Origin of the sequence: Nostoc sp. (assembly GCF_036919575.1) — a bacterium.
In the GTDB taxonomy this organism is placed as follows: domain Bacteria; phylum Cyanobacteriota; class Cyanobacteriia; order Cyanobacteriales; family Nostocaceae; genus Nostoc.
Genome location: NZ_JBALBY010000038.1, coordinates 15,906 through 35,611, shown reverse-complemented (window position 1 = coordinate 35,611; position 19,706 = coordinate 15,906). Strand labels below are relative to the sequence as shown.

Annotated in this window: 13 protein-coding genes and 3 pseudogenes; 11 read left to right on the top strand and 5 right to left on the bottom strand. The window is 40.3% G+C overall.

Annotation, left to right across the window (positions count from 1 at the left end):
• Positions 1-83: 83 nt before the first annotated feature.
• Both V7K27_RS11795 and V7K27_RS11790 read right to left on the bottom strand, forming a co-directional pair.
• Positions 84-644 carry a hypothetical protein gene (locus V7K27_RS11795; RefSeq protein ID WP_334947304.1) on the bottom strand — a complete coding sequence of 187 codons (561 nt, stop codon included), beginning with the start codon at positions 642-644 and terminating at the stop codon, positions 84-86.
• 262 nt (positions 645-906) lie between these two features.
• Entirely contained in the window at positions 907-1,062 is a 156-nt protein-coding gene (locus tag V7K27_RS11790; protein ID WP_334947302.1) for a hypothetical protein, read from the bottom strand.
• A gap of 892 nt (positions 1,063-1,954) precedes the next feature.
• Here V7K27_RS11790 and V7K27_RS11785 point away from each other — a divergent pair.
• The 6 genes and pseudogenes from V7K27_RS11785 (at position 1,955) to V7K27_RS11760 (ending at position 11,270) form a co-directional block, all read left to right on the top strand.
• Positions 1,955-2,746, top strand: coding sequence for a choice-of-anchor K domain-containing protein (locus V7K27_RS11785; protein ID WP_334947300.1), 792 nt, complete (start codon positions 1,955-1,957; stop codon positions 2,744-2,746).
• 605 nt (positions 2,747-3,351) lie between these two features.
• Entirely contained in the window at positions 3,352-4,065 is a 714-nt protein-coding gene (locus V7K27_RS11780) for a conjugal transfer protein TrbI (protein ID WP_334947298.1), read from the top strand.
• Positions 4,066-4,732: 667 nt separating this feature from the next.
• A pseudogene (locus V7K27_RS11775) lies at positions 4,733-5,959 on the top strand (right-handed parallel beta-helix repeat-containing protein); the annotation flags it as partial.
• Positions 5,960-6,019: 60 nt separating this feature from the next.
• Positions 6,020-6,652 (top strand): annotated as a pseudogene (locus V7K27_RS11770) (S-layer homology domain-containing protein); the annotation flags it as partial.
• Positions 6,653-8,475: 1,823 nt separating this feature from the next.
• Positions 8,476-9,111, top strand: a pseudogene (locus V7K27_RS11765) (S-layer homology domain-containing protein); the annotation flags it as partial.
• A gap of 914 nt (positions 9,112-10,025) precedes the next feature.
• Entirely contained in the window at positions 10,026-11,270 is a 1,245-nt protein-coding gene (locus tag V7K27_RS11760) for an S-layer homology domain-containing protein (protein WP_334947296.1), read from the top strand.
• 283 nt (positions 11,271-11,553) lie between these two features.
• Here the strand turns inward: V7K27_RS11760 and V7K27_RS11755 are convergent, their stop codons facing one another.
• Positions 11,554-12,909 (bottom strand): GAF domain-containing sensor histidine kinase, encoded by a 1,356-nt coding sequence (locus tag V7K27_RS11755; protein WP_334947294.1) that lies wholly within the window; start codon positions 12,907-12,909, stop codon positions 11,554-11,556.
• 474 nt (positions 12,910-13,383) lie between these two features.
• Here V7K27_RS11755 and V7K27_RS11750 point away from each other — a divergent pair, with 474 nt between their 5' ends.
• On the top strand, positions 13,384-13,701 hold the full coding sequence (locus V7K27_RS11750; protein WP_041566316.1) for a DUF3155 domain-containing protein: 318 nt from the start codon (positions 13,384-13,386) through the stop codon (positions 13,699-13,701).
• Between the two features lie 449 nt (positions 13,702-14,150).
• Here the strand turns inward: V7K27_RS11750 and V7K27_RS11745 are convergent, their stop codons facing one another.
• Entirely contained in the window at positions 14,151-14,681 is a 531-nt protein-coding gene (locus V7K27_RS11745) for a cofactor assembly of complex C subunit B (protein ID WP_334947292.1), read from the bottom strand.
• A 183-nt stretch (positions 14,682-14,864) separates the two neighbouring features.
• Positions 14,865-15,212, bottom strand: coding sequence for a PadR family transcriptional regulator (locus V7K27_RS11740; protein ID WP_334947290.1), 348 nt, complete (start codon positions 15,210-15,212; stop codon positions 14,865-14,867).
• 746 nt (positions 15,213-15,958) lie between these two features.
• Here V7K27_RS11740 and V7K27_RS11735 point away from each other — a divergent pair.
• The 4 genes from V7K27_RS11735 to V7K27_RS11720 all read left to right on the top strand — a co-directional run bounded on the left by V7K27_RS11735 (position 15,959) and on the right by V7K27_RS11720 (position 19,626).
• On the top strand, positions 15,959-16,537 hold the full coding sequence (locus V7K27_RS11735) for a DUF3611 family protein (protein ID WP_334947288.1): 579 nt from the start codon (positions 15,959-15,961) through the stop codon (positions 16,535-16,537).
• A gap of 393 nt (positions 16,538-16,930) precedes the next feature.
• Entirely contained in the window at positions 16,931-18,211 is a 1,281-nt protein-coding gene (gene serS, locus V7K27_RS11730) for a serine--tRNA ligase (protein WP_334947286.1), read from the top strand.
• Between the two features lie 258 nt (positions 18,212-18,469).
• Positions 18,470-19,486 carry a nuclease A inhibitor family protein gene (locus V7K27_RS11725; protein ID WP_334947284.1) on the top strand — a complete coding sequence of 339 codons (1,017 nt, stop codon included), beginning with the start codon at positions 18,470-18,472 and terminating at the stop codon, positions 19,484-19,486.
• Positions 19,477-19,626, top strand: coding sequence for a hypothetical protein (locus V7K27_RS11720; RefSeq protein ID WP_334947282.1), 150 nt, complete (start codon positions 19,477-19,479; stop codon positions 19,624-19,626). Before V7K27_RS11725 ends, V7K27_RS11720 begins: the two co-directional genes overlap by 10 nt.
• Positions 19,627-19,706 lie beyond the last annotated feature (80 nt).

Genomic DNA, 19,706 nt, shown 5'->3' with positions numbered 1-19,706 from the left:
TTTCTGAGTTGAAGAAACTGGAGATATTTGACGCATCGTTAACATCAGCTAGTTTGAAGATATCACCATTTACAGTTGAATCGTTAATATACTTTCGTTGTCTTAGTGGGGCATTTTACTACACCGTTTATGTATTCTGGTCGAGAGGGTATACGGCCAAAGCTTTCAATGTGTTGACAGACAATACTTATCGTTTTGAGTTGTTTATCCCCAGTAATAGGAACAGCAAAGACTGCTCCAACATACCACCTAAGCTCTAAACCCCACATACCACCACAGTCATCTTGAACGGCATAGCTATAAACAGCATCAATAGTTGTCTTAGAGAGAACGTCAGCATTTATCTCAGTATAGTAACGATAACAAATTTGTGTTCCGAAAATTGGTGGAAAGGAACCATATTTAGTTCCTGGTTCATCACGAGGTTTAAAAAAGGTTTTGTGTTTGGAGAAGTAGCTCTGTTGCTCCTGAATCTTATATCTAAGATGCTTTTCTGCTTCTTTCTCAAGTCTTGATATCGTTTCATCCATTGCCTTATTTTCGTCTTCATTATTACACCCAGCAAAAAGGAAGCTTAGTGGAATAATGATAAAAACTAAGAATCTCAGAAAAAAGTAAAGAAACAAGTTTTTTGTTAATGTCATTTGTACTTGCGACAAGCTGCTAGCTTAAAACAAGAAGTTGTTAGTGTTGTTTAACTGGGTAACAGTCAGGTTTTGCAAAGTGACTAATGATGTAGGACGTTGACTACCTAAGAGGATGTTTGAAAAGTCCTCTTGTCGGTAGCAAAACGTTCTAGATCCCCCTAAATCGCCCTTAAAAAGGGGGACCTTGATTCCGGTTCCCCCCTTTTTAAGGGGGGTTAGGGGGGATCTGAAAGTGCCTAAAGTCACAGTTAAACACTTTTCAAAGAACCTCTAAGCCATCTGAATCAATTTGAAGTATGGCATTATTTCCAGAGGAGCCAAACTTAACATAGCTGTCGGCGATGGGGTTAGAACTACTATAACCAAGACTCTTCAGTAGTTCGGTAATCACAATTTTGTCGGAGCCTATAGTCAAAATTTATGAACGCCAGCGAAATACCTTTCTCATCAGAAATATCGCTATACTTGCACCTATTACACCGAATATAATCGATATACTCAAAATGAAGAATCCAGAGGAAGTTTGATGAGCAAAAATAATAAATTTAAGTATTTCATTTGGACTCTTGTCTTTCCGATTAGAAATCCCCCAGACTACTAGACCTTCATATCCTCCTAGAACTCCAATTAATAGTCTAAATATTTCAATAAATAAATTGGTTTTCCTTATGATAATTAGAGTAGCTATGCCAGCAAATGCTCCTCCCAATAAACATGGTGTAATTAATGTTATTCATAACATTAATAGCGTTTGATTGTCTGGTTCCCACATAACCTAAATTATTCCTGACGAGAGAGAAAAATTTTACTACTTCAAAACATTTTCAAAACATTATTGATTATCTACCGCTAAACCTTGCAACAAGCTACTAGCCGCGTGCGAGTAGCAATGGAACCAAAATGTACGCTAACGACTGATTCCTGCGATAAAAATAAAATTTCTACTTTCTTCAACGCCTCATTATCACTGTTTATTCAGGCAATGAGTGCATTTTTCATGTAGTAATAATCTTTATCACAGGAATAGACAGATTTGATGGGGACGCCTCAAACTCAATTATATTTTGCATCTTGGGCTTAACGTACATTCCTGTTCCATTGCTACCAGAACCCTCTGTTTTACAAATTATAAAGTGGTAAAATATTTTAACTATTCATAAACATAAATTTTTCATTAAGATATTTATACACATATAAAATTTTTATAAAAAGTATAATAAAATATTGGTGTATTTTCCGTAAATTTACAAACGTAAACTGAAGACATAGTTAAGAGAAGCCCCAGGATGAGAATTGAAACCTAAGTTATGAAACTAAGTTTGGTTTTTGCTACTGCTATATCTAGTTTTTTTGTGAGTGCGACCACAGGATTTGGTTTCTCTGGTCAAGCAGATGCTCTCAGTTTTTCTGGTATCTCTAATGCTACATGGGGAGAACCTACTCCAGGAAGTATAAATACCGATCCCATATATACAGGTGTGGGAAGCAACACATTTAATTGGGGTGATTCTAATGTGTGTCCAGCAAGTCCAAATACTCCTAGTGGATGTACAATAACAGGCCAAAATAAACTAACCTTTAATGGAAGTTCATTTTCAACTGACATCAACTCTGTATTCAAAATAGCTGATTTAACTTACTTTAATGGAACGGTATTTGAAGGTACAAGCGTTGAATTTGTACCTTTAAATATCAATGTATCCTTCAGCCCTCCTACTGGAATCAGCGAAGTTTTTGACTTCAAATTGCATCTAGTAAATACAGTTAACGAAGCAACAGATCCTCAAAAGAATACAGACTTTGTATTTATAGACACAAATTTGAGTAATCGCAGTTTCACCTTTGAAGGCAATAAATACACGATTGAGCTAACTGGCTTTAATCCAGACGCTAGCCAGATAAGTATTAAGGCTCTTGAAGGAGCCACAACTACAACAGCTATTTATGCCAAAATCAAAACCATACCCGAACCTGCAACAGTTGCGGGTCTATTCCTGCTAGGGATATACCTGATATCTCGGAAAAAATTCGGCGACGTTGATGAAACAGCTGACAATTCAGGTCATGTGGAAAAGCTAACGATTGACCTAACCCCCTAGCCCCCTTCCCGACACGGGAAGGGGGAAAATTCAAAGTCTCTCTCCTACAAGGAGAGAGAAATAGAAGTGAGGTTTTCCAGATAAGAGTGAAAAGTCAGGATGAAGCAGAAGGGCAGCGTTGATTACTCTTTTGAATCTAAAATCTAAAATCGTTCGACTGAGCATCTCGACTTCGCTCGATGAAACCGAAGTCGAAATCTAAAATCTAAAATTGTGTGACTCAAGTTTGTTAACCCACTCAGACAACTAGATCCAGTATTCCACGCAATTGAATAAATTTTAACTCAGCACAACAATTGCTGCGATCGCATCAAAATATTCTCACCTTTAAATTCGCTTGTTCTGGAACTTTTTTAAATTTGGTGACGCACATTAGTGACTTGATTGCTCTTTTCAATCTAAAATCTGTCTTGAAAAGTTTGCTCAAACTCGTCCACCCCCGCACACAACTTTATGTCTCCGACACGCTACGCGAACGCAAAATCTAAAATCTAAAATTCTGTGACCTTCGGAATACGCCTATAGATAGGTTCAAAAACAATGAGAAACAATCTCAGTGAACCCTCGTCATTACATACATCAGATACATAAAGGTTTACCCACCTATGACTCGCTTACATCAATGGAAATTTGGAACTTCTGCACTTATGGCAATGGCCGTTACTACAAGCGTCATTAGCCCCCTATTGGGCTTGGCTCCTGCTAATGCTCAATATAGAATTGGGCAAGACAGAATTGGGCAATACGGAAACGCGACCATTCCTTCTGGGGTTACTTTTCCTGTCACCTACGAAAAAGAGACAATTACTATTGCTCCTGGAGAAACTAAATCTCTAACCTTGAGAATAGCGAACAACATTATCGACAGAAATAGAAATGTCTTAATTCCTGCTGGTACTAAAGTAATTGGACAGCTAGAATCTGTTGACTTAAATAGTGATTCAAGAGATACAGATGAGAACAAAGGAAAAGGCGTGCGGTTTGTAGCTCAAGAATTAGAATTTTCTAATGGTCAGCGTCAGCCAATTAATGCAACTTCTCGGACATACACCACAACTGAAAAAGTTACACAGGGCCCCAGCACAGGACAGGTTTTAACTGACGCAGCTATTGGTGGGGGTGCTGGTCTTTTAGGTTCACTAATTACTGGCAACCACAGAATTGACGATTTAAAACCTGTTATTGGTGCGGGTGCGGGTGCGGGTGCGAGTATCCTGTTGCGGAAAAAACAAGTAAATGCCTTTGTCCTCAGACCTGGACAGGATTTGAAGCTGACACTGAATTCTAACTTGAATTTAGTACCACCATCCCGCTACTAGATTTAACTCAATTTAAGTTGTGACTTTAATCATCCATGATAGGCGATCGCCACTTTAATTATAGTGTGCGATCGCCTTAATTTTTAGCCCAAAAAAATCTATTTTCCAGCAACTATTCTATCTCTGTATCATCTGACTCGGTATCCATATTTATGGGAATAGTTCTTTAATTGCACTATGGGGCAATACAGTTCAGTTAAGAATTTCTTCCTTCTCTTCCTTCTCTTCCTTTGCGTTCTTTGCGTTCTTTGCGGTTCGTTTAAAAAATTGACTTTGACAAAGAGTTTTAGCCTTAACTGAACCGTATTGCACTATGGGGGAGCGAGGAAATTCGGCTCTATTCTGTATTCAAAAGAGTATTCAAAATTCCTGAATATCCTGATATTTTTATTGAAGAGTGCCGATAAAGGAGTATTTTCTTGTGGTAATTCAAGGTTTAAGTTTCAGCGCATATCTGGCAATTCCCGTGGCGTTAAGTCTTTTTGCTGAGGGAGAAAGGATAAAAGTATATTTAGCTGAAAACGTCCGTCAGGTATCCACTAACAACCGCGAGCTAATCAGCACTAATGCAACTCCGAAAACATACTATGTTAGTGGTACTGGAAACGACGAAAATAGTGGAGTTTCTTATTTATCTGCCTTTAGGACAATTCAAAAGGCAGCAGATATGACTAACCCTGGTGACACAGTATTGATTATGAATGGAGTATACACAAATTCACCCAAAGCTGGGAGTGTAGTAGATATTAAACGTTCTGGAAATGCCAAAGCATGGATTACCTATAAAGCATATCCTGGGCATTTCCCAAAAATTCAGCACAATACATGGAACGGTATCGGGTTGTCAAATGGAGTTTCATATATCGAGATAAATGGGCTGGAGGTCATCGGGAACAATGCCAATGTAACCCTTGATTATGCGATCAGTCAGAAGAATAACAAACTAAACCCACTGACGAACGGAAACTGTATAAGCATTGATGGACGAACCAATGGTCATGTTCATCACATCCGTATTCTGAACAACAAAGTACATGGCTGTGGAGGAGCAGGTATTTCAGCGATTGAATCGGACTATGTGACAGTAGATAATAACGTGGTGTTCGATAATGCTTGGTACAGCGTTTATGGTTGCAGTGGCATTTCCATGTTGAGCAATTGGGATTCTGACAACAATCAGGGATACAAGATGTTTGTTACCAACAACAAGACCTACAACAATCGTATGTACATCCCTTGGATTGCAGTCGGGAAAATCACAGACGGTAATGGCATTATTATCGATAGTTCCAGAAATGATAATAACCCCAAATTGACTGCATATAAAGGACGTACTTTAATTAAAAACAATCTGACATTTTATAATGGTGGTTCAGGTATTCATGTATTTTTTAGCGAGCATGTTGATATTATAAATAACACTGCTGTTTTAAATAATCAGAGTCCAGAAATACCAGATGGTCAAATATATGCTCATACATCATCTGATATCCAAATTATCAATAATATTCTCTATGCTTTTCCTGGCAAGGATATTAATAGTAATACGAACAATAAAAACGTGATTTATAATTATAATATCTACATGAATAGTTCTAATATAAGTGTTAATGGTCATGACGATATTGTTGCAAACTCAGAGTTTTTAAGTAAGCATCCCACTCTAGAAAAAATATCTGGCGATTGGAAATCGTGGCTAGATAAACAAAATCGGACAACGCTGACTTCTGTAGAGCCTAAGTTGGCAGCTTTTGTTTGTGAGCCAGTGACTTATCCTTTGCAAGGGAAACTCATCAAAGTGGGATGCTCCCCGCAATCTTTGGCTGAAACTGCTTTTTCTGATGTTTCATCTAACTATTGGATGGCACAATTTATTCAACAATTGTTACAGCTAGGTGTAATTGCCGGATTGCTTGATGGTAGCTTCCGCCCTGAAGAACCGGTGACTTATCCTTTGCAAGAGAAACTCATCAAAGCGGAATGCTCCCCCCAATGTTTGGCTCAAACTACTTTTTCTGATGTTTCATCTAACTATTGGGCGGCACAATTTATTCAACAATTATCACAGCGAGATGTAATTGCCGGATTTCCTGATGGTAGCTTCCGCCCTGAAGAACCGGTAACACGCGCTCAATTTGCCGCTATGGTCAACAAAGCTTTCCAAAAAACACAGGAACGGCAGGCAATTAATTTTACTGATGTGCCGAGCAACTATTGGGGATTCAGTGCGATTCAGCAAGCTTATACCATTGGTTTCTTATTAGGTTATCCTGGTAATCGCTTTGAGCCTAACCAAGCTATTCCCCGCGAGCAGGTTTTGGTTTCCCTCGCTAATGGTCTAAAATATACTGCTGGCGGCAATACCGAAAGCACTCTGCAATACTTCAACGATGCCTCTAATATCGCTAGCTATGCCCGTAGCCCCATCGCCGCAGCAACCCAGAAGCAAATTGTGGTCAACTATCCGAATGTGAAGTTACTAAATCCAACCGCAACTGCTACACGGGCGCAGGTAGCAGCTTTTATTTACCAGGCATTGCTTAGTTCTAATCAAGCCTCAGCAATTAACTCGCCCTACATCGTGTCAAATCTCAGCAATTAACTGCCCTACATCAGCAAGTGGTGACTTTAATCACCCCTGATCGACGATCGCCATTTTAACTCTAGTGTGCGATCGCTTTCATTTTTAACCCGAAAAACTTTATTTTCCAGCAACTATTCTATCTCTGTATCGTCTGACTCGATATCGATATTTATGGGAATACTGATTTAACAAACAACGGTTTGGTTGAAGTCCCCGGCTACAAAAGAAGCCGCAAGTTTTGTGGCAATGAGTCTTTATCCCCGTTACAAAAGTACAGACGCGATTAATCGCGTCTCTACGACTTTCGACTTCCGATTTCGGACTTCCGACTTCTTTAATTGTGCTATGGGGGAGCTAGGAAAGTCGGCTCTATTGTTCTCTGTATCCAAAAGAGTATTTAAAATTCCTGAATATCCTGATATTTTGATTGAAGAGTACCGATAAAGGAGTATTTTCTTGTGGTAATTCAAGGTTTCAGTTTCAGCGCATATCTGGCTATTCCCGTGGTCTTAAGTCTTTTGGCTGGGGGAGAAAGGATAAACGCATCTTTAGTTGAAAACGTCCGTCAGGTATCCACTACCAGCAGCGAGCTAATCAGCGCTAACGCGGCTCCGAAAACATACTATGTTAGTGGTACTGGAAACGACAAAAATAGTGGAGTTTCTTCTTCATCCGCCTTTGGGACAATTCAAAAGGCGGCAGATATGACTAACCCTGGCGACACAGTATTGATTATGAACGGAGTATACACAAATTTACCCAAAGCTGGGAGTGTAGTAAATATTAAACGTTCTGGAACCGCAAATGCATGGATTACCTATAAAGCATATCCTGGGCATTTCCCAAAAATTCAGCACAATACATGGCACGGTATCCTGGTTTCAAATGGAGCTTCATATATCGAGATAAATGGGCTGGAGGTCATCGGGAACAATGCCAATGTAACTCTTGATTATGCGAGGAGTCAGAAGACTAACAAAACAAACCCACTGACGAACGGAAACTGCATAAGCATTGATGGACGAACCAATGGTTATGTTCATCACATCCGTATTCTGAACAACAAAGTGCATGACTGTGGAGGAGGAGGTATCTCAGCGATTCAATCGGACTATGTGACAGTAGATCATAACGTGGTGTTCAATAATGCTTGGTACTCAGTCTATGGTAATAGTGGTATTTCGATGTTGAACAATTGGAATTTTGACAACAATCAGGGATACAAGATGTTTATTACCAACAACAAGACCTACAACAATCGCATGTACATCCCTTGGATTGCAGTCGGAAGGATCACAGACGGTAATGGCATTATTATCGATAGTTCCAGAAATAATAATAACCCAAAATTGGGTGCATATAAAGGACGTAGTTTAGTTAAAAACAATCTGACATTTTATAATGGTGGTTCAGGTATTCATGCATTTTTCAGCGATCATGTTGATATTGTAAATAACACTGCGGTTTTAAATAATCAGAGTCCAGAAATTAAAGGCGCGCAAATATATGCCAATACATCATCTGATGTCCGAATTCTAAATAACATTCTCTATGCCTTTCCTGGGAAGGATATTAATAGTAATATTAGAAATCAAAACGTGGTTTATGATTATAATATCTACATTAATAGTTCTAAGATAAGTGTTAAAGGTCCTCACGATATTGTTGCAGACTCAGAGTTTTTAAGTAAGTATCCCACTCTCAAAAAAATATCTGGCGATTGGAAGCAGGTAGATAAAGAAAATCCGCCAACACGGACTTATCCAAAGCCTCAGTTGACAGCTTTTGTTTGTGACCCAGTGAGTTATAGTTTGCAAGATAAACCGATCAAAGTGGGATGCTCTGGGCAATATGAAGCTGAAACGGCTCAAACGGCTCAAACTACTTTTTCTGATGTTTCATCTAACTATTGGGCGGCACAATTTATTCAACAATTGTCACAGCGAGGTGTAATTGTCGGATTTCCTGATGGTAGCTTCCGCCCTGAAGAACCGGTGACACGCGCTCAATTTGCCGCTATGATCAATAAAGCTTTCCAAAAAACACAGCAACGACAGGCAATCAATTTTACTGATGTGCCGAGCAACTATTGGGGATTCAGTGCAATTAAACAAGCTTATACCATTGATTTCTTGTCAGGTTATCCTGGAAATCGCTTTGAGCCTAACCAGGCTATTCCCCGTGAGCAGGTTTTGGTTTCCCTCGCTAATGGTCTGAAATATGCTGCTGGCGGCAATGCCGAAAGGACTCTGCAATATTTCAAGGATGCCTCTAATATCCCTAGCTATGCCCGTAGCCCTATAGCCGCAGCAACCCAGAAGCAAATTGTGGTCAACTATCCGAATGTGAACTTACTAAATCCAACTGCAAATGCGACACGAGCGCAGGTAGCAGCTTTTATTTACCAGGCGTTGGTTAGTTCTAATCAAGCTTCACCAATTAACTCGCCCTATGTCGTGTCAAACCCCAGCAATTAAATAATTCGTAATTCGTAATTAATCAACCCTGATGGGCGATCGCCATTTTAACTCTAGTGTGCGATCGCCTTCATTTTTAACCCAAAAAATTCTATTTAACAGCAACTATTCTATAGGACTAGTATAAGATTAGTGAAATGCACGTAGTGGGCTGTCTACGCAAAATAGTGCATTAGACGTAGAGGTACTAGTCTGTCAATAAATAATTGATGGATAAATTAAGAGTAGAGACGGCCATTTATCGCGTCTCTTTAACCATCAAAATGAATTTGACAGACTAGTAGGTTGGGTGGAGCGGAGCGCAACCCAACATACAGCGCATTTCAAGTTGGTGAGGTACACAACCAAAGTCTCAAACCCTGGTGTAAAAGCTGTTTTACTTCTGAATTCTGACCCCTGAATTCTGAATTCTGCTGTATATCAGGATGTTGGGTTACGCAAAGCCTCCACCCAACCTACAATTTTTTTTGCAACTTCATTTTTTAACCCGAAAAATTCTATTTAACAGCAACTATTCTATACTCTATATCGTCTTACTCAGTATCCATATTTATTGGAATGCTTATTTAATTGTACTAAGAGATAATACGGTGATTAGACTACTTCTATTGTCTAAGGAAAGCGGCGTAAATAATTAAAGGTTTATCTGAGAAATTTAGCCCTCCCTTGAAAGCTGAAACCCTTACTAGAAAAGGATATCAAAAATTTTCATATTACTTAATATGCTTTATTTTATTCTTGCCTACTTGCCTACTTACTTTGACGGATATTTTTTGTCCGTGATTGTATGTCTAAAGTAATGGTTTTTACAAAAAGCATAAATAATTGGGAACCTAGCACTTCAGTAAATGTCTAGTTAATTAACAAGTAAATCAGTAATTATACTGGAATAATAAATAATGTTTACTTTAAATCGTTGGCAATCTCGGACAGCTGCATTCATGGCTTTGAGCGTCACAGTCGGTACTGTAGCGCCTTTGATTACAGCTTCGCCATCTTTGGCTCAAACTACTTTTTCTGATGTTTCATCTAACTATTGGGCGGCACAATTTATTCAACCGTTGTCACAGCGAGGTGTAATTGCTGGATTTCCTGATGGTAGCTTCCGTCCTGAAGAACCGGTGACACGCGCTCAATTTGCCGCTATGGTCAACAAAGCTTTCCAAAAAACACAGCAACGGCAGGCAATCAATTTTACTGATGTACCCAGCAACTATTGGGCATCCAGTGCCATTCAGCAAGCCTACACTATAGGTTTCTTATCTGGTTATCCTGGAAATCGCTTTGAGCCTAACCAAGCTATTCCCCGCGAGCAGGTTTTGGTTTCCCTCGCTAACGGTTTGGCATATACTCCTAGTGGTAACACCGAAAGCACTCTGCAATATTTCAACGATGCCTCTAACATCGCTAGCTATGCCCGTAGCCCGATCGCCGCAGCAACCCAAAAGCAAATTGTGGTCAACTATCCGAATGTGAAGTTGCTAAATCCAACCGCAACTGCGACACGGGCGCAGGTCGCAGCTTTTATTTATCAGGCGTTGGTTAGTTCTAATCAAGTCTCAGCAATTAACTCGCCCTATGTCGTGGCGGCTGTCGGGTCTACTACCCCAACAGCTGCATCAGTCACAATTCCCCAAGGGACTGCTATTGCTGTGAAATATGACAAAGCAGAAAAAATTCTGGTTACAAAGGATGAAACAGCGCCTTTGACATTGACAGTATCCCAAAACGTGGTTACGCAAGACGGAACTATAGTGATTCCTGCTGGTAGTCAGATTATTGGTCAACTCAAACCTGCTACAGGCGGTTCTCAATTCGTTGCCCAGAAACTAGTTTTGGCCAGTGGTCAAGAGTATCAGCTGAACGCTACTTCTGAAGTGATTACCAAAACTGAAACCGTCAAGAAGGGAATTAGTACTAGTGCAATTATCAAGGATACTGTATTGGGTGCAGGTGCAGCCACTGCGATCTCTGCTGTCACTGGCGATCGCGCCATTGCCACAGAAGAAATCTTGGGTGGCGCTGGTATCGGTGCATTAGTTGGTCTGCTTTTAGGTAAGAATAGTGTTGACTTAATCGCCATTGACCCAAATACCGATTTACAAATGACAATTAATCAGAACTTGTTGGTTTCACTTAGATAGTTATTGGGCATTGGGCATTGGGCATTGGGCATTGGGCATTGGGCATTGGGCATTGGGCATTGGGCATTAGTATTTACAACAGGACTTACGCATTGAAAACCTGAAACCTTGATCCCCCCTAACCCCCCTTAAAAAGGGGGGGATCTTAAAAGCCCCCTTTTTAAGGGGGTTGGGGGATCTCTTGTGCGTAAGTTCTATACTAATGACAAATGACAATTGACAATTGACAAATGACAAATGACAAATGACAATTGACAAATGACTAATGACTAATGACTAATGACTAATTTTGAACTTCCGGCAACCAAATAATAAACGTAGTCCCTGGCGCATCGGGTGAAGAAAGCTTCGAGTTGATTGCAGGGCTGAAAACCTCGATTTCGCCCTGCATTTGCTCTATTAATTGTTTAGCGATCGCTAACCCCAAACCTGTACCAGGGATTTCTGTTTGCGCTTGTACCCCCCGATAATGCCGTTCTCCAAGATGCTCTAAATCTTGAGGTGGAATGCCTGGCCCGTTGTCACTGATGACAATTCCCTGAAAATTCGCTTTTTCTCGCCCCGCCTGAATTAAAATTTTGCCCCCACTAGGAGTATATTTCAATGCATTATCGATGATGTTAGTTAATACCTCTCGTAATGCTTTGATATTGGCACGTACTAGGGGTGAATTATGTTGAATTTCAGTTATTAGTTTTAGCTTTCGCTCTTGGGCGATCGCTTTGGCTGATATTAATAATGGTTCTAATATATCTGCTAGTGAGCAGTCAACTGCTTTATCTCCCGTTCCCGGCAATAATAACAGTGGTTTAGCGGATTTTTGAATAGTTGCTTCTACAAATACTTCATCTTCCGCTAGATGTAGTGGTGCTAAATCTGCCTCTGTCAAGTCAATTACTTGCTCAAATTGTTGCAGCAATTCTTGGAGGCGATCGCTTTCCCGCACAATACTATTTGCCACATCCCGGTTAGGGTCTGCTGGTCGTAGTCGCTTCAATAGCAGTTTACCAAAAGTCCGCAATGCCGTTAATGGGTTGCGAAACTGATGCAACAAGTTATCGAGCAAATCGCGCTGTTTTTCTTGGAGAATTTGTTGCTCACGTAACTGCTGCTCAAACCATGCTCGCCGTTGATCTAAAATACAAGCGATCGCTAATGTTTGGACTATCCGTTGAATCTGACTTTCCTCGTGTTCATTCCAAGCGCGGTCTTCCCTACCTGTCACCAGTAACCCCATCATCACACCCTCATAAATCAGAGGTAAAACAATTTGGTTGCCACTAAATAAGTATTCCTCTTTTAGATGGGGCCCAGACCCATCTGGGATCTCTGACTCCCGTGACGAGGTTGGAGATTCTGACCCTGGTGTTAATAACCTTCTCTGACGATTGGGTAATACAAACACATTTCCAACTTGAAGTTGCTTGTGTACCGTTGCTTCAGCAGTTTCCTCCCCTGACGCTAATAATGCTGTTTCCGGGTAAATCACCACAGGAATCAGTTTAGCCTCACCTGAAGGAGTCTCTACCAATTCTTGTGTTAGGTACACAATACTTAAAGTTGCTCCCAGCCCTTGGGTTAGCAGCGCTATTTGCTCTCGACACAGAGCAAGAAAATCGGAACTGGCAGACATTAACATTTTTTAGCTCTTGCTCAAGATTACAGATTTTGAGGCATGATTAAGAGAGGATACTTAATTTTTACCTCACTCATTTAATAAAGCTTAACTAAAATTTTCTTAGAGATGGTTTGTACTAAGGGATTATATTCTTAGGTGATCGAACAGCAATATTGGCACCAGTCGTCAGAATACAAGAAGGGTATTTTGACCGAAAAAGCGGATGAATAACCGGCGTTTTTGCACCCCCAGCAAATCGTAGGTTTGCTGGTCAACAAGAAAGTCGCGGGTCCCAATCCCCGACTGATTGATTCAGAATAGCTGAATTCTGACTTCTGAATTCTTCTTCAATTTGTTTTCTCTATCTTCAAAGATATTAACTTTCTTATATTAAAAGGTTAAAAACTATTGATATTTTGAACTAGAACCTATATAATGGCGACGGATTTTGTAGCTAGCACTACAATCTATAGCTTGAAAGAGGAGGACAATAGATTGGCAAGGAGACGCAAAAGGAAGAGCCGTCGTCGTCAAGAAGGACGGCGAATTTTGGAACATGTGCCTCAATATAGCATCGAAAGTGGCGAAGAAAAACCTGTGACAGCAGCGAGAAGATTCATTCAAGCTGAAGGTATTTTGCCACCGGCGTTGCTACTTGTAAAGCGAAATGAACACACAACAGATCGTTATTTCTGGGCAGAAAAGGGACTGTTTGGTGCTCAATACGTAGAGGAAAACCATTTCTTGTTTCCTAGCTTGAGGGTGTTAGAACCTTCGCCAGGTCAAGAACCTCTTGCTTTAGCTAGTCGGTGAACCAAAGAAGGTCATCTTACGCATTGAATGTGGCTCCTGACTATCATTAACTGGCAAAATTGCTAAGTTTATGCAAAATTTAATTTTTTTTTAGTTTGGAGCTGATTTGCCAGTAAATCTATTCCAGGTAGTTGGAAGGTAAACTTGTCTCAAACCACGCTATATTGCATGGGTTGATGCTATTTTGATGATGCAGAAGGGAGTCGGTATAGAGCCAAGAGTGTCTAAAAGCGCTAGTGAAGTTGCGCTCCTATGCCGTAGATAGTTAAGCAAGCTCTGTCAACAAATTTAAGTTAATGAATTTAAATTTTTCCCCACGACATAAGTTGTGGGGAAAATTGACAAAGCAGCAATCTTGATTTTCTCCTTCCTACTTTCCATTCCCTAAAGAGTAGGTCAGGTCAGAAGTCTGCATATCATAGTTAATAGATGATCGCAAAAATCAACAATTATTCACCAGACTTTAACTGTAGAGTCCTCTGTAACTCACTGAGTTCATCTCGATGGGCGACTACAGTGATTTTACTTGAGGAGGTTTGTTCGCTCTGAGTAGTTTCTACTTTGAGCGACACCTTCTCAAGTCTTCCAGATTTTTGCCAATAAAATAGACCGCTTAAAGGCGACAGCAGTACCATAGCCAAAACAAGGGTACTGAGGCGAGGAAAAAGCAGGGATACGACCAGAGATAGACAAACAATACCAGTAGCTGCTAGTAGAGTTAGAAATATAGCTAAGAACCAGCTGGGGCGAACATTACCTTCAAAAGTCACCTGATTTTGTTCTCGGTCTACCTCTGCCACTCGGTAAGACCGCGATCGAAAATACTCTTTTAATTGAGACATGAAAGCAGCTTCGTCTTGCTCAGATACCAGTTGTACTGTTTCTGTGCGGTCTTTAGTCGAGGCACGAATAAAGAAAAACAGCCCAACCGATAACAACAAGGTTAGCAGGAACGTAGATGGCAGAATAGCACTATCCATAACTAATTGTTAGTGTTTGACTGGAGGAGACTTATTCATTATCAATTATTCGTTATACCAATTTGAACAATGATCGCAACAAATGGAGCGCTAAAAAGCGATTACCAGAGACTCTTCCAAAATCTAAAATCCAAAATCCACAATCTAAAATCTAAAATCCAAAATCCAAAATCCAAAATGGTATTACTTTGTCCTCCTGTTGATGTAGCCTTGCCAAAGCAAAGCTAAATCCTGCGCTTGAACTTGCCATTCTGGAGAAACTTGGTACATCCGCCTGGGGCGTCCCCGTCCTTCGAGTTTCTTCCAATATCCACTGATTGCCCTTTGGTCTTCCAGAAATTTGATTGCACTATAAAGTACGGTATCCGAAAGCCTATAGGTGGGATATTCAGTTTCTAATTGCTCAATCAACTCGGTTCCGTAGGATTCATTTTGTAACAAAACAGACAGTATGTAACAAACTGCTACTTCCTGACAAAGGTAAGTTGGCGGAGGATTTTCAAAGAATTGATATATATCCTCAAGTTTCATAGTTAGTGAATGGCTAAAAAAATGCCTTAGGGTAAGTATATAATCCTTGTAGTTAGTATAGAGTATTACTCGTTAGTGAGTAATATATATAAAGCTACTTAGACTAAATCACCAAAGCGTAAACACCAGATAATTACCCACGCCTGTGAAGTTGTGGGACGAGTTTGCGAGTTTTAGGGGCACAAAATAGTCTACCCCTATCCAAGCTCGATACGGTGTGGTGAGAAGCGAACAGACAGTGGCAAAGTCACTATCTTAGTGTTAAGTGATGCCGATCTGGTTAGAACTGCTTAAGCAATAAAATGCCATCGAAGAAATTTTACAGGTAAAATGCTATTTTGTCTGTAAAACTTAATAAACACTTTGTTTTACAGTGATTTTCCCAATGCGGATTCTCAAAGCTTAGGCTAGGGGATATATCTGGGTTTAAGCTGCTACGCCTGTAGACACATCTAAGCAGTAAGCATTTCTGATTTCCTCGACAAGAGAATCTCTTGTCTTTAGGACTTACGCAAAACTACACGCCCTCTGGGGCAATTCATGAATTGCCCCTACCTAAAAATCATTCTTTTCAGCTATTGTTTGCGTAAGTCCTGGTCTTATTTGGCAAGTGTGATAGTAAATTTATCAAAGAAGACGCAAAGACTAGGAAAGGAGAGACGCAAAGTGGGATACTTCTCAACAAGGCTTTCCGTGTCCCTGTGTTTTTGTGTCCTTTGAAAGCGCCCAGCAAATTGATTCACAGTATGTCACAAACTCCCGATGCCCCATCATCTTCCTCAACTCTTAGGGCAATTGCCCAAACTTTTCGCCTTACAGGTTGGATTAGCTTCTGGATTCAGCTAGTACTAGGCGTTGTGTCTAGCATAATTGTGCTGCTGTTCGCCGTGTTTAATCAAAGAACTGGCAGTCCTAGTAATAATCCTGGGACTGGCTTTGGCGTATTTTTAGCAATTTGTGGACTCGTTATTTTGGGTGCGGGAATTTATTTAGCTTACCGTTACACTAGAATTGGCAAGCAATTGGAATCCTCCAATCCCAGCAATCGGCCTCGGAAAAGTGAGACTGTGCAAGTATTACGCTTAGGGCTGTGGGTGAATTTAGGAGGAACGCTGGTGACTCTTTTGGGGGCACAAGCGATCGTTGGAACACTGGTAGCAAGATCCATATCTCCTCAAGCGATAACTACCCAACTTTTTGACCCTACCCGAATTATTAGCGGTCTAGATATGCTTGTGGTACAGGCAAACACTAACACTGTTTCAGCCCACTTTGCAGGGCTTGTGGCGTCGCTTTGGCTACTCAATCGCATTAACCGAGCTTAATATAAGCGCAGAGTCGGGGAGAGTAAATAATTAAATTTATATTGCGTAAGGGACTGACAAAGAAAAAATACTCAACTACTTATTGTGGGGTGGGCATCTTACCCGCCCATAGACAAAGGCGGGCAAGATGCCCACCCCACAAGATTGGATAATTTATTTGTTGAAAATCCCTAACGTAGTTTGATTTATTCTTGCCCACTTATTTACCAGTTCATGATTAGTTAAAATGCATTATCTGCTTTCGTCGCCCTGGCAGTGATGCTAGGGTAAAATTTTGATATAGGTTAAAACTGATTTTTGCAATAAACTTTGTTTTTCAGTCATGGCAAGCCAAAATCAGTATATGCTGATGTTTTGGCAGGTAGATAATAGGCTAAAAACTGAGAAAAATCTGTGCTGGATATCAAGCAAATACGGGAAAATCCGCAATTAGTTCAAGAACGCTTGAATAGTCGTAGTGGTAAATACGACATTGAACCGATATTACACTTAGATCGGCAACAACGGGAACTTGAGGGGAGGCGTAGTCAACTCCAAGCCCGTAGCAACGAAATCGGTAAAATAGTCGGGCAAAAGATTAAATCTGGGATCAATCCTCAAGACCCAGAAATTCAAGCTTTGCGGGATGAAGGTAACTCTGTCAAAGCGACGTTGAGTGAACTTGAACCCCAGGAAAAAGACCTCAAAGCTCAAATTACCCAACTTGTGTTGGCACTTCCCAACTTACCAAGCGACTCTACACCCCTTGGTAAGAATGAGGAAGATAATGTGGAAGTACGCCGTTGGGGTAATGAGTACATTCCCCAAAATCCAAATATTCTCCCTCACTGGGAAATTGGTGAAAAGCTAGGTATTCTCAATGTTGAACGAGCTGTAAAAGTTGCCCAAAGTCGCTTTGTGACATTGATAGGCGCTGGTGCAGCGTTGGAGAGGGCATTAATTCAATTTATGCTTAGTCTCCATACTCAAGCTGGGTATGTCGAAGTTAGTCCGCCCCTGTTAGTGAATACTGAGTCTTTGACGGCGACCGGTCAGTTACCCAAGTTTGCTGAAGAAAGCTTTAAATGTGCTGATGACGACTTGTGGCTGATTCCTACGGCTGAAGTTCCAGTTACAAATCTCTATCGGGGTGAAATTCTCGCTGCTGAAGATTTGCCTATCTACCACTGTGCTTTTACTCCCTGTTTTCGGCGCGAAGCTGGTAGTTATGGGCGCGATATGCGGGGATTAATTCGTCTGCATCAGTTCAACAAGGTGGAAATGGTGAAATTTGTCGAACCGAGTACGTCTTTTGATGAACTGGAAAAACTGGTGGGGAATGCAGAAGCAATTTTACAGGCGTTGCAGTTGCCTTATCGAGTCGTAAATTTAAGTACTGGAGATTTGGGATTTTCCGCTACTAAAACTTATGATTTAGAGGTTTGGTTGCCCTCTTCTGGCAAATACCGCGAAATTTCTAGCTGTTCCAATACTATAGATTTCCAGGCGCGACGGGCTGATATTCGTTTCAAAGAGGCGGGGAAGAAAGGTACCCAGTTTGTCCATACTCTGAATGGTTCGGGTTTGGCGGTGGGAAGGACGATGGCAGCAATTTTGGAGAATTATCAACAACCTGATGGGACGGTGAGGATACCAGAAGTGTTGCAAGCTTATTTGGGACGTGAAGTTTTGTAATTTGTCATTGGTCATTTGTCATTTGTCATTTGACCAATAGCTTCTTGCATAAATAATTTTTTGTCTCATGCAAAGGCGAGCCAGTACTTTGGGCGGGTGTTGATGTAACAATACATAGGTAAATGTAATAAATAATTTTTGAAAATAGATTATCCAGCGACACCGACAGAAATTAAACAACAGCTTACCGAAGATAGCAATCAAATTGTTAGAGCAATGGCTATGGCAAGTTTAGCTTAACCATAGAAGGAAAAATTAATGAAACCTGAAACCGAGCAACTATTAGCAACAGTGGAAGTTCTTATTCAAGGATTAAGTGCTGGGATTGGAAGTGAAGGAGATGAACCTTTTCAAGCCTTCGTATTTGAAGAAGCAACAGATAAGAATAATTTTACTATCAGTGAGCATCTTCACAAACTAAATTACTTTAGATATGTAGAAATAAATACGTTTTTGCAAGAGTGGCAGCGAAAGTTGCCTAATCATCTTCTTAAGTCACAGATGAGTAAACAATATTCCTCTTTAATTCAAGTATTACAAGCTCATCTTCTTGAGTTACAAGTATATGAGTTAATTACAGATAACGAAGGTAATTGTCTTGATAAAGTTTACTCAGATGATGAACCATTTTTAATTCTTATTGGTCAAACTAAAGCTAACGACTGGGTAGGACTATCTCCTCTTTGGTCTGCACCTCATACCTGTGGTTATGGCAAACGGCTAGAAAGAAAGATTCAACCGCCTAGTCAAGCTGCTTTAGATTTGAAAGCAGAGCTAGAACCAATTTTACAAGAATTACTATTTGTTATTGGAGATTCTTCTAGAGGGTATTATCCTGTAAAGGATATTGTTTGGAAAGTGGCTCATACAAAAGCATTACTTATTGAGCAACTACTAGAGTCATCTAGATATATGAAGACCTGGGAATTTCATGGTTTCTCCGATGAGTACAGCCAAAGATATAGGGATAACGAATATTTTGATAATGAAGTTCCTGAACAAGAGATTCAAATGTTTGAAGAAGGTGAAGAATTATGGTGGCAACAGTACGAAATTGAAGGTTATGGAAAATTAGAAAGTGAGAATTGGATTAAGAATTGGGATCTCAATGGAGTTAAATATGAATTTTACTCATTAGAAAAGTTTATGTTTGATAATCTTAGAAACCGTCGAATCTATGTAATGGGTAACAGCGCTATCTTTCGGATATACGTTGTCGGTCGAACTAAAGAAAGTGATTGGCTAGGAATTTCTACTAAAGCTGTTTGGACGTAAAGTCTATAGATTTTGATCCAGTCTGGATTAGTGTTGCCGCCACTTTTTTCGCCTGTGAAGCAGTTGACCAACTTCCTTCCATCATCGCAACCACGATCGCACCTTACACCAACAGAAGCAGTTACCTGACTAACTGTTAATGCATATTTTGACTTGAAATAATGCCCCATGCCCCATGCCCAATGCCCAATGCCCAATTAGAATGGAGATAACCGTATCT